16 protein-coding genes are annotated in these 14961 nt (G+C 59.8%); 9 read left to right on the top strand and 7 right to left on the bottom strand.

Going from position 1 to position 14961, the window contains the following annotated elements:
• Positions 1 to 55 precede the first annotated feature (55 nt).
• A complete protein-coding gene (gene punR / locus LUU92_RS08450) occupies positions 56 to 979 on the top strand; it encodes a DNA-binding transcriptional activator PunR (protein ID WP_071489048.1) in 924 nt (307 codons plus the stop codon).
• Here punR and LUU92_RS08445 read toward each other — a convergent pair.
• Positions 951 to 2129, bottom strand: coding sequence for an aspartate aminotransferase family protein (locus tag LUU92_RS08445; protein WP_071489047.1), 1179 nt, complete (start codon positions 2127 to 2129; stop codon positions 951 to 953). The genes punR and LUU92_RS08445 overlap by 29 nt on opposite strands.
• A 101-nt stretch (positions 2130 to 2230) precedes the next feature.
• Between LUU92_RS08445 and LUU92_RS08440 the strand changes: the two genes are divergently transcribed.
• The gene (locus LUU92_RS08440; protein WP_071489046.1) at positions 2231 to 3136 is read left to right on the top strand and encodes a LysR family transcriptional regulator; all 906 of its coding nucleotides are present in this window, start codon (positions 2231 to 2233) and stop codon (positions 3134 to 3136) included.
• Here the strand turns inward: LUU92_RS08440 and LUU92_RS08435 are convergent.
• Positions 3133 to 3756, bottom strand: coding sequence for an HAD family hydrolase (locus tag LUU92_RS08435; protein ID WP_071489045.1), 624 nt, complete (start codon positions 3754 to 3756; stop codon positions 3133 to 3135). The two genes, LUU92_RS08440 and LUU92_RS08435, sit on opposite strands and share 4 nt — an antisense overlap.
• A gap of 295 nt (positions 3757 to 4051) precedes the next feature.
• Here LUU92_RS08435 and LUU92_RS08430 point away from each other — a divergent pair, with 295 nt between their 5' ends.
• The gene (locus LUU92_RS08430) at positions 4052 to 5275 is read left to right on the top strand and encodes an anthrax toxin-like adenylyl cyclase domain-containing protein (protein WP_257103442.1); all 1224 of its coding nucleotides are present in this window, start codon (positions 4052 to 4054) and stop codon (positions 5273 to 5275) included.
• A gap of 69 nt (positions 5276 to 5344) precedes the next feature.
• Here the strand turns inward: LUU92_RS08430 and fabV are convergent, their stop codons facing one another.
• Positions 5345 to 6538 (bottom strand): enoyl-ACP reductase FabV, encoded by a 1194-nt coding sequence (gene fabV / locus LUU92_RS08425; protein ID WP_257103441.1) that lies wholly within the window; start codon positions 6536 to 6538, stop codon positions 5345 to 5347.
• Between the two features lie 310 nt (positions 6539 to 6848).
• Here fabV and LUU92_RS08420 point away from each other — a divergent pair, with 310 nt between their 5' ends.
• Both LUU92_RS08420 and ppnN read left to right on the top strand, forming a co-directional pair.
• Entirely contained in the window at positions 6849 to 7673 is an 825-nt protein-coding gene (locus tag LUU92_RS08420) for an aspartyl/asparaginyl beta-hydroxylase domain-containing protein (protein WP_257103440.1), read from the top strand.
• A gap of 150 nt (positions 7674 to 7823) precedes the next feature.
• Positions 7824 to 9197: a nucleotide 5'-monophosphate nucleosidase PpnN gene (gene ppnN / locus LUU92_RS08415; protein WP_257103439.1), complete on the top strand. Its 1374-nt coding sequence runs from the start codon at positions 7824 to 7826 to the stop codon at positions 9195 to 9197.
• A gap of 1 nt (position 9198) precedes the next feature.
• Here the strand turns inward: ppnN and LUU92_RS08410 are convergent, their stop codons facing one another.
• Positions 9199 to 9591: a RidA family protein gene (locus tag LUU92_RS08410; RefSeq protein WP_071489042.1), complete on the bottom strand. Its 393-nt coding sequence runs from the start codon at positions 9589 to 9591 to the stop codon at positions 9199 to 9201.
• A gap of 145 nt (positions 9592 to 9736) precedes the next feature.
• On the opposite strand from LUU92_RS08410, the gene LUU92_RS08405 reads away from it, so the two are divergent.
• The 3 genes from LUU92_RS08405 to LUU92_RS08395 all read left to right on the top strand — a co-directional run bounded on the left by LUU92_RS08405 (position 9737) and on the right by LUU92_RS08395 (position 10832).
• Positions 9737 to 9994, top strand: coding sequence for an AbrB/MazE/SpoVT family DNA-binding domain-containing protein (locus tag LUU92_RS08405; RefSeq protein WP_071489041.1), 258 nt, complete (start codon positions 9737 to 9739; stop codon positions 9992 to 9994).
• Positions 9991 to 10386: a type II toxin-antitoxin system VapC family toxin gene (locus tag LUU92_RS08400; RefSeq protein WP_257103438.1), complete on the top strand. Its 396-nt coding sequence runs from the start codon at positions 9991 to 9993 to the stop codon at positions 10384 to 10386. The genes LUU92_RS08405 and LUU92_RS08400 overlap by 4 nt, the downstream gene beginning before the upstream one ends.
• Before the next feature lie 71 nt (positions 10387 to 10457).
• A complete protein-coding gene (locus LUU92_RS08395) occupies positions 10458 to 10832 on the top strand; it encodes a hypothetical protein (RefSeq protein ID WP_231999483.1) in 375 nt (124 codons plus the stop codon).
• 25 nt (positions 10833 to 10857) lie between these two features.
• Here LUU92_RS08395 and LUU92_RS08390 read toward each other — a convergent pair whose 3' ends face one another.
• Both LUU92_RS08390 and LUU92_RS08385 read right to left on the bottom strand, forming a co-directional pair.
• Complete coding sequence (locus LUU92_RS08390; RefSeq protein ID WP_071489038.1) at positions 10858 to 11187, bottom strand: YXWGXW repeat-containing protein; 330 nt, start codon at positions 11185 to 11187, stop codon at positions 10858 to 10860.
• A gap of 177 nt (positions 11188 to 11364) precedes the next feature.
• Entirely contained in the window at positions 11365 to 12261 is an 897-nt protein-coding gene (locus tag LUU92_RS08385; RefSeq protein WP_257103437.1) for a LysR family transcriptional regulator, read from the bottom strand.
• Positions 12262 to 12360: 99 nt separating this feature from the next.
• Here LUU92_RS08385 and LUU92_RS08380 point away from each other — a divergent pair, with 99 nt between their 5' ends.
• Entirely contained in the window at positions 12361 to 13032 is a 672-nt protein-coding gene (locus LUU92_RS08380) for an NADPH-dependent F420 reductase (RefSeq protein ID WP_028619443.1), read from the top strand.
• Between the two features lie 65 nt (positions 13033 to 13097).
• On the opposite strand, the gene mqo is transcribed toward LUU92_RS08380, so the two are convergent.
• Positions 13098 to 14744, bottom strand: coding sequence for a malate dehydrogenase (quinone) (mqo, locus tag LUU92_RS08375; protein WP_071489036.1), 1647 nt, complete (start codon positions 14742 to 14744; stop codon positions 13098 to 13100).
• Positions 14745 to 14961: the final 217 nt, after the last annotated feature.

The raw sequence follows: 14961 nt of genomic DNA, 5'->3' as shown, positions 1-14961 counted from the left end.
GGTGTGAAGCGATAATAATTGGATACTCTTATCAATAAATTTGAAGGCAATCGCCATGTGGTCCGAATATTCGCTGGACGTTGTCGATGCAGTCGCGCGTCATGGCAGCTTCAGCGCAGCTGCCCAGGAACTGCACCGGGTGCCGTCGGCCATCAGCTATACGGTGCGTCAGATCGAGGAATGGCTGGCAGTGCCGTTGTTTGTGCGGCGCCACCGGGACGTCGAGCTGACGCCGGCCGGCCGGCTGTTTATCGACGAAGCCCGTGGCGTGATGAAAAAAATGCTCGGCACCCGACGCCTTTGCCAGCAAGTGGCCAACGGCTGGAGTGGCCAGTTGAAGGTGGCGGTGGATTCCATCGTCAAACCCCAGCGCTGCCGGCAGTTGGTCATTGATTTCTACCGGCAGTTTCCCGAGGTCGAGCTGTTGCTGGAATACGAGGTGTACAACGGCGTGTGGGATGCCCTGGCGGATGAGCGCACCGACATTGTGATCGGCGCCACCAGCGCGGTGCCGGTGGCCAGCCGCTTTACCTTTCGCGACATGGGGTTGTTGAATTGGCTGTGTGTGGTCAGTGCGCGCCACCCGTTGGCCAGCGTCGAAGGCTTGCTGAGTGACGATCAACTGCGCCCCTTCGCCTCGTTGTGCATGACCGATACATCGCGCAACCTGCCCAAACGCGACACCTGGACCCTGGATAACCAGCGTCGGCTGGTGGTGCCGAACTGGTCATCGGCCCTCGATTGCTTGCGTGATGGCCTGTGCGTCGGCATGGCGCCGGCGCATCAGGTGCTGCCGTGGATCGAGCGCGGGGAATTAGTGGCGCTGCAATTGAGCCGGCCGTTTCCTGCCAGCCCGTCGTGTGTGGCCTGGGCACAGGACAGGCTGTCCCCGGCCATGGCCTGGCTGCTGGAATATCTGGGCGATACCGAAACCCTGAACCAGGAATGGCTCAACGGGCCTGATCCAGTAGCCGGGTAATGGCCCGCACGATCATCTCGACCTCCTTGGCAGCCAGGGTCAGCGGCGGCAGCAGCCGAATGACCTTGCCCCGCGTCACGTTGATCAGCAGGCCGTGTTCCTGGGCCGCGCGCTGGGCCAGGTCACGATAAGGGCTCGCCAGTTCGATCCCGATCATCAACCCCTGCCCACGAATCGCCAGGACGTGCGGGTGCTCACCCAGTTCCACCCGCAACCGCGCCAGCAAGCGCTCGCCCTGTAGCGCCGCGTTCTGCAGCAAACCTTGTTCTTCGATAATGTCCAGCACGGTGCACCCCACGCGACACGCCAACGGGTTGCCGCCGAAGGTGCTGCCATGGCTGCCCGGCGTAAACAACTGGGCCACACCGGCCCGCGCCAGGCAGGCGCCGATGGGTACGCCGTTGCCGAGGCCCTTGGCCAGGGTCATCACGTCCGGGACGATGCCTTCATGCTGGAAGGCAAACCAGGCGCCGGTGCGCCCAATGCCGGTCTGGATTTCATCGAGCATCATCAACCAGCCATGGCGGGTGCAGTGATCACGCAGGGCTTTCAGGTAGCCCGGTGGTGCCGGCAGTACGCCGCTTTCACCCTGGATCGGTTCCAGCAGGACCGCTGCGATCCGCGCGCCAAACGTCTGGGTGATGGCTTCAAGCGCAGCCAGATCGCCAAAGCCCACCTTGAGAAAGTCCCCCGGCAAGCGCTGGAAACCCAGGCGTACCGACGGCCCGTCACTGGCAGCCATGGTGCCGAGCGTACGGCCGTGAAAAGCATTTTCCATCACCACCACCAACGGTTCTTCAATGCCTTTTTTCCAGCCATGCAGCCGCGCCAGTTTCAGCGCTGTTTCGTTGGCTTCGGCACCGGAGTTGTTGAAGAAGGCCCGGTCGAGGCCAGACAGTTGAGTCAGGCGTTGGGCCAGCCGTTGTTGCCAGTCGATGCTGTAGAGGTTGGAGGTATGCAACAACAAGCCAGCCTGCTCGCTGATGGCCGTCACCAACCTGGGGTGCGAATGGCCGACATTGGTCACCGCCACACCGGCCACCGCATCCAGGTATTCACGGCCCTGCTGGTCCCACAGGCGCGTGCCCAGGCCGCGGGTAAAGCTCAGCGCCAGGGGTTGGTAAGTGGTCATCAAGCAGGCGGCGGTCATGGTGCGGCTCCAGTGCATCGTTGTGATGGCTTCAGTATCGTTAGCCACCTGAGCTGGATAAACTGCACATTCCTGCAATGACTTTAAACCAGGGCTTTATAATGGATCTGTTCCAGGCAATGTCGGTGTACGTGAAGGTGGTCGAGACTGGCAGCATGACCGCCGCAGCCCAAGCCTGCGGGATGTCGACCACCATGGTCGGCAACCACTTGCGCGCGCTGGAACAACGCCTTGGCGTCAGCCTGCTCAAGCGCACCACGCGCAAACAGAGCCTCACGGAATTCGGCGGGCAGTATTACCAGCGCTGCCTGGAAGTGCTGGGCTTGGTGGCCGACTCCGAGCAACTGGCCGAACAAGCCCATAGCGATGTCCCCAAGGGCACCCTGCGCATCACCGCGCCCCCCGTATTCGGCACCGAACGCCTTACACCGGCCTTGAGCGAATTTTCCCGGCGCTATCCGCTGATCAACCTGTACGTGGTGTTGAGCAATGAGCGGATGGACTTGGTTGACAGCGGCTTCGACGTGGCGATACGTCTTGGCGAACTGGAAACATCGAGCCTGATCGCACGGCCCATGCAGGACTACACCCTCACCCTCTGCGCGTCACCTGCTTACCTGGCGCGACGCGGCACGCCTTCGACACCCGAGGACCTCAGGCAGCATGACTGCCTGGCGTTCGCCTACCCGGCAAATGACAATTGGCGCGACACCGAAAAACTCTGGCGCATGACCGACGATAGCGGCGAGGTGGAAGTGCCGGTGTCCGGCTCATTGACCATCAACAGCTCGCAAGGCTTGCGCCAGGCAGCCGTCAACGGCATGGGCATCATCATGCTGGCCGATGCCCTGGTACAACCGGACCTGGAGAGCGGCAAACTGGTGGCCCTGTTGACTACCTATCGACTGCCCAGCCGCCCCATGCATCTGCTCTACGGCCAGGACCGTTATCGCCTGCCCAAGCTGCGCGCCTTCGTGGATTTCGCCATGGAAAAGTGGGCGCGCTAGAAGCCCACGCCCAACTCACGCAACTGCGCTGCCGTGCGCGCGGCAGACACATGGTGAATCCCCTGCCAGCCCAGAGCGATGGCCGCTTCGATATTGCCGGCAACGTCATCGATAAACACCACTTCAGAGGGCTGGATATCCGGCAACTGGGCCCGTACCTGACTGAGGCTGGCGTGGTAGATCGCCGCGTCCGGCTTGATCAGTTTCAACTCGCCGGACACCACGATGTCGCGAAAATACTGCAGGAACGGGTAGTTGGCCCGCGCATAGGGAAACGTCTCGGCAGACCAGTTGGTAAGCCCGAACAACGGTATATCGGCTCGGTGCAACGCTTCGAGGATCGCCACGCCTTCCGGCAACGGCCCTCGCAGCATCTCGTGCCAACGGTCGTAATAGGCTTGAATCAAGCGCTCATGATGCGGGTACTGCTCGATCAGGCTGCGGGTGCCTTCGGCCAGGGAGCGACCGGCGTCCTGCTCGGTGTTCCAGGCCTGGGTGCAGATGTGGTCGAGAAACCATTGTCGCTCGTGATCATCGGCAATCAGCTTGCGGTACAGGTGCTGCGGGCTCCAATCAAACAGGACACCGCCGAAATCAAAAACCACTGCACGAATTGTCATACGCTCCTCCCAATTAATGTGCTGCATCAGTCTCATACCGGTGACCTGCGTCGGCAAGTAAGCAGGCGTAGGACCGCTCCGATAATTTTCCGGCTCACGCATAACAGGTATCGCTGCAACGCCCATGCATTCAGGCCTGAACCTTCCGTTGCAGATCGGCTTCATACAGCCTGTAGTACTTCTTTCACCCCCCGCGCACAAAATGTCTCTAGTGTCGCGCTGTGTAATCGAGGGAATGCTCTGTTCCGGAAGGAATCATCCAACATGCCGATAAAACATGACTTGGAGCAACTCAATGAGCGACATCATCTCCCCTGTCATTTCACCTTCCGCGCTAAGCCTGCACACACTGCTGGGCGCTCAAGCCACTCAGTCGACCGGCACCGTCCAAGCGGCGAACAGCTCGATCATCGACGCATTTGAACGTGCCAAGGAGCGGACGGGAATAGTACCGAGCCACCTTGTTCCCCTGCAGAACATCGCAGCGGCCACCAATTCCATCATTGGCGTACGCCCTGTAGAAACCGTGGCTACCGGGATGATAGCGGCCGGTCACCCCACCAAGGACTTTCACATCAAAGGAAAAAGTGCCGACTGGGGACCGCAAGCTGGCCTGATCTGTACGAACCAGGCGTTCAGCAAGCTTGAAAAATTCAAGGAGGACGCCCCCGCCAAAGTGACCAGCGCCAATGAGCAAATCCAGGCATGCATTCGCGACGGGCACGCTGTCGCGGTCCCCTTGGAGATCTCGGGCGAGCGTATCGGCGAACTGATAAAACTCGGACACATTGCCCAGTTGGCAACAAGGCCCCACGAAGAAGCACTGCGTTTCAATGCCCAAGGGCCCAGTCGACAGCAGTATGCATTTGAAGGTAGACGCACATCTGCGTCAGAAGACAGCTACCTCATCACCCATGAGGGAGTACCGGTTGAAGTCCTGGCGAAACACGCCGGTGGCAAGGCGTTGACCGCCGATTATGACCTGCACATGGTGGCGCCTCACATCAGCGACTTTGGCCCCCAGGATAAAATCCCGGTGCCCGATGTGGCGCACAGTGTTTTCACACAACGGATCGACAGCTACAGGCATCGACACTCAATCACTGGCTGTTTTCAGGTGCCCGAAGCGCTGCGTGCAGACTATGAAAGCGCCGCCCGTTTCTATCAAAAGGAAGACCCCGACTTGGGTAACGCCACGTCACGGATAAAGCAGATGATAGCGTTGATCAATCATCGATTGGTCGGTAACGGAGAGCGGGTGGTACACCACAATGCGGACTCCGGCAGCCCGGCGACGGACGTCGACGCCAACTACCCGGCAACCTTCTTTCTGCCAGTCAAACTGGGACGGTTCGATGAAATCTGCATGATCAACGACAGCCAAGACATGGCGGAGCTGGTCAAAACAGCCAAGGACAGCGGCTATCACGTTCCGGTGAATCCGCTTTGGGAGAAAGAAATAGTGAGCATCAGGCGTTCTGACTTCGTCAAAGCCCAACAGCGGTTCAACCAAGGCTGAACACGCCAGGGCGTCAACAAAACAGCAGCCTCATAACAGGGTTATGGAGACTGCTGTCGGCCCAGATCGTTACGCCGAGATCAGACCGTTAATCTTCACGGTAGGATTCACGTCAGCCTCGTAGTCCACGCCGTCGACTTCAAAGCCGAACAAACGCAGAAACTCAGCCTTGTAGCCGGCGAAATCGCTGATCTCGTTGACGTTTTCGTCGGTGACCTGGTTCCAAAGGGCCGCCACGGCGTCCTGGACTTTCGGTTCCAGTTCGGCCAGGTCGGCACGCAGGCGGCCGTCGGCGTCGAGCTTCGGCTCTTTGCCGTACAGGCTGTCCTTGAACAGGCCATAGACCTGCTCGATGCAACCTTCGTGGGTGCCCTGTTCTTTCATCACTTTGAACAGCAGCGACAGGTACAGCGGCATGATCGGGATAGCGGAGCTGGCCTGGGTGACCACGGCCTTGAGCACCGACACACGGGCGTCGCCCTTGAGCGCGGCGAGGTTGTCGCGCAGGGTCAGGACTTTCTTGTCGAGGTCTTTCTTGGCTTCGCCGATGGAGCCGTTCCAGTAGATGTCCTGGGTCAGCTTCTCGCCAAGGTAGGTAAACGCAGTGGTCTTGGCGCCTTCGGACAGGACGTCGGCGTCACGCAGGGCGTCGATCCACAGTTGCCAGTCTTCGCCACCCATGACTTTCACGGTGCCGTCGATTTCTTCCTGGGTCGCTGGCTCCAGGGTGGTGTCGACCACAACGCCTTTGTCGGTGTTGATGCCGCGCAGGGTCACGGCCTTGCCGATCGGCTTGAGGGTGGAGTTGTGCACCACGCCTTGCGGGTCGGTACGGCGAGGCGCGGCCAGGCTGTAGACAACCAGGTCGATCTTGCCCAAGTCTTTCTTGATGGTTTCGATGGTCAGGCGCTTGATCTCGTCGGAAAACGCGTCGCCGTTGATGCTCTTGGCGTACAGGCCTTTTTCGACGGCAAACTTCTCGAACGCGGCGCTGTTGTACCAGCCGGCGGAGCTCAGCTTGCCTTCTTCGCCTTCTTTCTCAAAAAACACGCCCAGGGTGTCGGCGCCACAACCAAACGCGGCACTGATGCGCGCGGCCAGGCCGTAGCCGGTGGAAGCACCGAGGACCAGCACCTTTTTCGGGCCGCCTTCGATGACGCCGTGTTGGGTCACGTAGTCGATCTGTTCCTTGACGTTCGCTTCACAGCCAACAGGGTGAGCGGTCACACAGATGAAGCCACGAACCCGCGGTTTGATGATCATAAAATTTCTGCCTCTTCCAAGGTGCCGAAGGCCAGTGGTGGCCATTCAACTTCAATCGTACCGGTCTATGACGTCCAAAAAACCGAAGCGTCACGATAGTCGCAAATCTTCCGTTTACAAAATCCAATCCGCTCAACACTACCAGGGTTAAAAACCCTAGTGAGCCTTCACAATTTTGCAATATTTAAAACGCCTACGCGTCGTGGAACGGCTTATGATGGCGCAGTTGTTTCAATATGTTTCAAAACCCCCACCACTCGCGGCCACGGATCCGGACCTGTCGAATGGCGTCCTGCTGGAGCTGAGTTTCATGAAAAAGCCTGCTTTGCGTAAAAAAGCGGTATCGGTCGCCTGGGTATTCGGCGTGCTGCTGATTATGGATATTTTCCCGGAAACCACTTTGGTATTTCTCGGGCTGGTGGTGGTCTGCGGCATTTACGACTTCCTGCGCAATGGCCTGTATGACGCGCCCACCGCCAAGAAGTACTTTATTGGCAGTGGCCGTAACACGTGGCTGCTGGCGCCGTTCAACACCCTGTTCGACCTGTTGAGCTGGCGTAACCGATACGTTTACCGGATGGACGATCTGCCGCCGGCCTGGCGTGAAGACCTGCAACGGGTGATCGAAAACGCCATGGCTCATAAGGATGAAATCATCGGTTACCTAAACGAACGCATGGCCGAGAAAAAGCGCGGCATGTTGTTTTTCCAGTGGTACGGCCAGCCCATTGAAACGACCCTCGACATTCCGGAACTGCGCAAAAAACTGCCGTTCGTGAAGACCATCGGCGTGTCCGTGTTCAACGAAAACCGCTCGACCTCCTTCCACTTCGGCCCCCTGCGCATGATGTTCCGCGTGCTCTACAACATGGCCCCGGCACCGCATCACGAGGGCGTCTACATCCAGGTCGGCCAGCACAAACACTACTGGCATGACGACCCGCTGTTTATTTTCGATGACACGCTGATGCACGCGTCTTTCAACAAAAACGATGCCAAGCGTTACTGCCTGTTTATCGATATCGTGCGGCCGACCCCGGTGCCCCGGGTGCTCAACGCCGTGATCGCTGGGTTTGCCGGGATGGCCTTTACCCTGCGTCGGGTTTTCTACAAAAACTGGAAGCTGATTCAGTGAGTTCTGCGGCATGATGGTGCTGGACGGTATTTGCGCTGGGCCTTGCGCCTGAGGTAAATAACCGTCTCGTGCGACCGAATTCGGCGCCCATCATTCTCAAGCCATCGCGGCCCCTTGCGGGTGCGGTGGCTGCGCTTTCAAGGAATCAGAATGCCCCAACGTCAAGTCATCAATGCCTCCGTCAGCCCCAAGGGCAGCCTCGAAACCCTGTCTCAACGTGAAGTCCAGCAACTGAGCGAAGCCGGTACCGGCAGCATCTACACCCTGTTCCGCCAATGCGCCCTGGCGATCCTCAACACCGGCGCGCACATCGACAACGCCAAGACCATCCTCGACGCCTACAAAGATTTTGAAGTGCGCATCCACCAACAGGACCGCGGCGTGCGCCTTGAACTGCTGAACGCTCCGGCAGACGCCTTTGTCGATGGCGAAATGATCGCAAGCACCCGCGAGATGCTGTTCAGCGCCCTGCGCGATATCGTCTATACCGAGAACGAGTTGGACAGCCAGCGCATCGACCTGAGCAACTCCCAGGGCATCACCGACTACGTGTTCCACCTGCTGCGCAACGCCCGTACGCTGCGCCCGGGTGTCGAACCGAAGATCGTGGTGTGCTGGGGCGGGCACTCGATCAATACCGAAGAATACAAATACACCAAGAAGGTCGGCCACGAACTGGGCCTGCGCAGCCTTGACGTGTGCACCGGTTGCGGCCCTGGCGTGATGAAAGGTCCGATGAAAGGCGCGACCATTTCCCACGCCAAGCAGCGGATTACCGGCGGGCGCTACCTGGGTCTCACCGAGCCAGGCATCATCGCGGCCGAGGCGCCAAACCCAATCGTCAACGAGCTGGTGATTTTGCCGGATATCGAGAAGCGCCTGGAAGCGTTCGTGCGCGTTGGCCACGGCATCATCATCTTCCCGGGCGGTGCCGGTACAGCAGAGGAATTCCTCTACCTGCTGGGCATACTGATGCACCCGGACAACCGTGACCTGCCGTTCCCGGTCATCCTCACCGGGCCGAAACACGCCGCGCCGTACCTGCAACAACTGCACGCATTCGTCGGCGCCACCCTGGGCGAAGCAGCCCAGGCGCGCTACCAGATCATCATTGATGATCCGGCGGAAGTGGCACGCCAGATGACTGCCGGCCTCAAGGCGGTGAAGCAGTTCCGCCGCGAGCGCAACGACGCGTTCCATTTCAACTGGCTGTTGAAGATCGACGAAGGCTTCCAGCGCCCGTTCGACCCCACCCACGAAAACATGGCCAGCCTGCAATTGAGCCACGCCCTGCCGCCCCACGAACTCGCCGCCAACCTGCGCCGCGCGTTCTCGGGGATCGTAGCGGGTAACGTGAAGGACAAAGGCATCCGCCTGATCGAACAGAACGGCCCGTATGAGATCCACGGCGACCCGGCCATCATGAAACCGCTGGATGAGTTGCTACAGGCCTTCGTGGCCCAGCACCGCATGAAGTTGCCGGGCGGCGCGGCGTATGTGCCGTGCTACCGCGTGGTGCAATAAGCTAGCGCTGTACCGCCACACATTTGATTTCCACCAGCAGGCCGGGGTGCGCCAGTTCGGACACCCCGATAGTGGTCCAGGCGCAATGCCCACGTGGAAACAGGCGGTTTTTCACCTCACGGAAAACCGCCATGTGCTGGCTCATGTCGACGTGATAAGTGGTCATGTCCACCACATCGTCGAAGGTGCAACCGCCCTCTTCCAGCACCTGCCGCAGATTCTCCCAGGCCGCGACGAATTGCGCCTCGGGGTCCTCGATCACCGCCAATGCAGCCGTACGCCCGACCTGACCGGCGCAGTACAACGTCTTGCCCACTTTGATCGCTGGCACGTAGCCGGCGCGCTCGACGATTGAGTGCATGGAGGGAGGGATGATGAGCTGGCGGTCGGTCATGGCTTGTATCTCTTTAAGCCCGGCAGGCGAGCACAGTTGGGACTAGTGTTTTACCTGTTCCGACTCACCCACACCAGATGAGCACCCTATGGACCGACGGATATTGTCCTCTGTCATTCCTTACCCTAAGGTAAGGAATATCACGATGGAGATCTTCAACATGGCTATCGCTACACTCACCTCAAAAGGCCAAATCACCATTCCTGTCCAGGTCAGGACAGCCCTCGGCCTGGAAACAGGGGATCGGGTTGAATTCGTAGAAATGGAAGATGGGCAGTTTTCCATCATTGCCGCGAGCAAAACGGTGCATGACCTCAAAGGGCTGATCCGCAGCTCCGCCAGGGCCGTCTCCATCGAAGAGATGAACCAAGCCATCGCAACGCAGGGGGCAAAAGCCGGATGATCGGGCTGGATACCAATGTGCTGGTGCGCTACATCACCCAGGATGATCCCGTTCAATCCGCCAAGGCGTCCGATCTGATCGAATCACTGACCACTGCCTCGCCGGGCTTTATCAGCCTGGTTTCCATTGTGGAGTTGGTGTGGGTACTGCAAAGCTGCTACCAGTCGGCCAAAAGTGATGTGGTGATGGTACTGGAGACCCTGCTGCGCACCCGCGAATTGACCGTAGAACATGCCGAGATCATCTGGCAGGCGCTGCGCACGTTTGTGGCGAACAAGGCTGACTTTGCAGACTGCCTGATCGAGCGCTGCGCCCATGCCGCCGGTTGCGAGTACACGGCAACCTTCGACCTCAATGCGATCAAGACCACAGGCATGAAGCGACTGGGCTGAACCGCAGCATTGCGGCAGCGGGCGGGCTTTGATACAAACCGTTTTTTACCTTGATCGAGAGAAAGACCGACGTGCGCACGTTTCTACTCGCAGCCCTGGCTATGGCGCCCACTCTCGCCCTGGCCGATGCCATCACCTGGCCCGATCTGCCAAAAACCTGCTTCGTCAGCGGCCGCTCCGCCACCAGTGCGGATGTCGACAGCGGTTGCGCCGCCTTCCTGATCAATGTGAAAGGCCAGGCGGCGGGGACGCCGATCAAGCTGGATATTCCCCAATACGCGATGCATATCGACGAAACCACCGGCAAGGAAACCCCGGTGATCCTCATCCAGGCGGAGGAGAACGGCGAGGTCAAGGCCGTGGGCTATCGGGAACTGGGCACCGATCAACTCGGTGCCGCATTGTTGCGAGAGGTTCGGCTGCTGGGTACCCACAAGCCGATCTAACGCTACTGACCAATGAAACCTGGGCTCAGCGAACCCAGCCACCACCCTGCCAGTGATACCCGTCATTACGCTGCACCCAATGCGGATGCACGTAGCGATAGCCTTCGCGTACCGGCTCCCAGTGACCATGTACCGCCACATATCGCCCGCCGTCCCAGCGCCAATAACCACGCGACCATATATAGCCGTAGCGTACGGGTGGCTCGACTTCTATCACCTGCACCGGCGGCGGTTGCGGCGCGATGACTTCCACATACTCATGTTGCACCGGCCTGCGCTCATGCACGACGCGCTCTTGAACACACCCGGATGCCGCGACGACCATGGCCGCCAATGCCCCATAACGTAGCCACATAGAAAAACCCTCGGACGCTGACGCCCAGTACCTGCACCGCTAGAAAATGCCCCCTTGTTGCAGCCTCGCTCCTGCTTGGCTCTGGAGTATTTTTAACAGGTGGCGTCTGTCAGGTTGCTGAACCTGAGGGCGTTGCGTTCATGGGGTAGACGAAAGGCTCGTCGGGTACTTGAATGCTCAAACCGGACCGAAACGCGCCAGCACTGCCTCGACAAATCGCCGCAACTTGGCGGTGCGCTGCCGATTTGCGGTGTAGACCAGATGCATTGGCCGGCTCGGGGCCTCGAAGTCCGGCAGCACCTGTACCAACTCACCGCGGGCCATTGCCGTATGCAAAAAATCCTGGGGGCCGAGAACCATGCCGAAACCGTCCAGCGCCGCCGACATCAATGCCCGGCTTTCGTTGATCTGCAGACGACTGGTCACCTGTACGCTGTACAGCGTCGAGCCTTGATGAAATATCCACTCGCGGTCCGCCGGGCGTGACCAGAAGGCATAGCCCAGGCATTCGTGACGTTCCAGGTCTGCCGGCACCTGCGGCGTACCCCGCGCAGCCAGGTACGCAGGCGAAGCACAGACCACCAGGCGATAAGGCGCCAGTGGCCGGGCTGTCAGGCCGGTGGTCGCCAATGGACCGATGCGGAAGGCTGCTTCATAGCCCTCTTCCACCAAGTCGACGAAGCGATCCGTCAGGTGCAGGTCGATTTCCACGTCAGGGTTATCGCGCAGGAATGCAGTAATCAGTGGCATCAGGCTGTAGGAACCGAAGGTCACAGGCGCGGTGATCTTCAGCTTGCCACGCGGCGTGTCATTCATGATTTGCGCCAGCGAGTCCGCAGCTTCGGCCTCCGTAAGGATATGTTTGCAACGTTCGTAGTACGCGCTCCCCAACTCCGTGAGGCTTTGCCTGCGCGTGGTGCGATTAAGTAACCGCGCACCGAGACGCTGCTCCAGCGCGGCAACGTGTTTGGCCACCATTTGCGCCGACATGTGCAAACGCTCGGCGGCGCGGGCGTAGGAGCCCAATTCGGCGGCGATCACAAAGGCATTCATGCTCGATAGACGGTCCATCATTCCCTACTCCCAGTAATAACACCCGCGCCATAGTGCTTATTTATCGCCATTTGGTTGCCAATCATCATAGCGGCTTCCCCCTTTATCAGGAGCAAGACCATGAAGATTGGCGTGATTGGAGCCGGTTTTATCGGGCGCGCCGTGGCACAGCGGGCACTGGCGGCCGGGCATGAAGTGATGTTGAGCAACTCTCGCGGCCCGCAGACCATGAGCAGCGTGGTAAGTGGCATACGCGGCGTCAAAGTGGGCAGCGCAGAAGATGCCGCACAGTTTGGTGACGTGGTGCTGGTGGCGATTCCGTTTGAACACTACCGAAAAGTCCCGGCGCAGTGGCTGGCAGGCAAGACCTTGCTCGACGCCAACAACTACTACCCGGAGCGCGACGGTCATTTCCCCGCGCTGGATCGATTTGAAACCACCACCAGCCGACTGCTCGCCGAACACTTCACCCACTCAAAGGTGATCAAAGTGTTCAACGCGATTTTCGCCGCGGACATTACCGATCATGCTCGCCCCCACGGCGCACCTGACCGTCGCGCATTGCCGGTGGCCGGCGACGATGCTGTCGCCAAAGCGCAGGTAATCACCCTGCTCGACGAGCTGGGCTTTGACGCCGTCGATGCCGGCAGCCTGGATGAAAGCTGGCGGTTCGAGCGGGCCAAGCCCGCGTACTGCGTGCCGCTGGACCAGCCCGGGCTGAAGGCGGCCCTGGCCGCGGCCGAGCGTACGGTCGAACTGCCGCCGGTCGACCGCGAGCACACCCGCGCTTAAACACCGCCCCACAAAAAAGCCCGCTGACCGTTACCGGTTCAGCGGGCTTTGTGCATCAGCCTGGCTTACAGCGCCAGATCAGACGCCGGCTTGCTCGGCTCAGCCGCGGGCTTGGCAGCCTCGGTGGCCTTGGGTGCAGCCATTTGCGGAATCACAGGCGGCGTAGGCAGTTGCAGGACTTCGGCGGTGTAGGCCCATTCCTTGGCAACCGCTTCCGGACTGTCGTTCAGCTTGGTGCCGTAGCTCGGTACGATCTGGTGCAGCTTGGCCTGCCACTCAGGGGTCGCGACCTTGTCCTTGAACACTTTCTGCAGCACGGTCAGCATGATCGGGGCCGCAGTGGACGCGCCTGGCGATGCACCCAACAGGCCCGCGATGGTGTTGTCGGCGGAGCTGACCACTTCAGTGCCGAGTTTCAGGACGCCGCCTTGCTCCTCGTCACGCTTGATGATCTGCACGCGCTGACCGGCTTGCCACAGGCGCCAGTCGGATTGCTTGGCGTTCGGGAAGTACTCTTGCAGCGCCTTGAAGCGGTCGTCGTCCGACAGCATCAGTTGGCCGGCGAGGTACTCGACCAGTGGGTATTCACGAATACCGACTTTGGTCATTGGCCAGATGTTGTGGGTGGTGGTGCTGGTCAGCAGGTCCAGGTACGAGCCTTCTTTCAGGAACTTGGTCGAGAAGGTCGCGAATGGGCCAAACAGGATCACGCGCTTGCCATCCAGCACGCGGGTGTCCAGGTGCGGAACCGACATCGGTGGCGCGCCAACCGAAGCCTTGCCGTAGGCCTTGGCCAGGTGTTGCTCGGCAACGGTTGGGTTATCGGTCACCAGGAACGAACCACCTACCGGGAAGCCAGCGTATTCCTTGGCTTCAGGAATGCCCGACTTCTGCAGCAGGTGCAGCGCACCGCCGCCGGCGCCGATGAACACGAACTTGGCGTCGGTTTCGGTCTTGGTGCCGTCTTTCAGGTTTTTGTAGCTCACACGCCACGAACCGTCGGCGTTCTTGGTGATGTCCTGCACTTCGCTCGACAGCTTCAGGTCGAACTTAGGCGTGGTCTGCAGGTGAGCGACGAACTGGCGGGTGATCTCGCCGAAGTTCATGTCGGTCCCCAGCGGGCTCCAGGTGGCCGCGATTTTCTGGTTCGGGTCACGCCCTTCCATCATCAGCGGAACCCACTTGGCGATCTGCGCCGGGTCTTCGGAGTACTGCATGCCAGCGAACAGCGGGCTGGCCTTCAGGGCTTCGTAGCGTTTTTTCAGGAACTTGATGTTGTCATCGCCCCACACAAAGCTCATGTGCGGTGTGGTGTTGATGAACGAACGCGGGTCCTTCAGCACGCCTTGGCGGACCTGCCAGGACCAGAACTGACGGGAAATCTGGAACGCTTCGTTGATCTCGACCGCTTTCGGGATCTCAACGTTGCCGTTCTTGTCTTCCGGGGTGTAGTTCAGCTCAGCCAGGGCCGAGTGACCAGTACCGGCATTGTTCCAGCCGTTGGAGCTTTCTTCGGCCACGCCATCGAGGCGCTCGACCATCTCCATCGACCAGTCCGGCTCCAGCTCGTTGAGCCAGACACCCAGGGTCGCACTCATGATGCCGCCGCCAATCAGCAGCACATCGACTTTCTTTGCCTCTTCCGCCTGAGCGGAGCTGATCCCCAGCGACAAAGCCAGCCCCAGCAGGGCAGTGTTTACTTTTTTAAACATCAGTAGCACCTATGATAAAACGCCATCCGCCCTACCGCCCCTGATCATGGGCAACCCTCCATCACGATGCGCCAGGCAACGCACCGCGGGGTTTGCACATTCACGAGAGGGCCGCAGGGTGGGCACACAAGGCCGACGTATCGACCTCACTGTTTATGTCCCTTCTGCGCTGACTTTTTATCATTATTGGCTTCAGCTACCTGGGCGACAGCCAACC

It is taken from the genome of Pseudomonas extremorientalis, from assembly GCF_024584605.1.
Lineage (GTDB): Bacteria > Pseudomonadota > Gammaproteobacteria > Pseudomonadales > Pseudomonadaceae > Aquipseudomonas > Aquipseudomonas extremorientalis.
The sequence above is the reverse complement of the archived record's forward strand: the minus strand, read 5'-3'. Positions and strand labels throughout refer to the sequence as shown.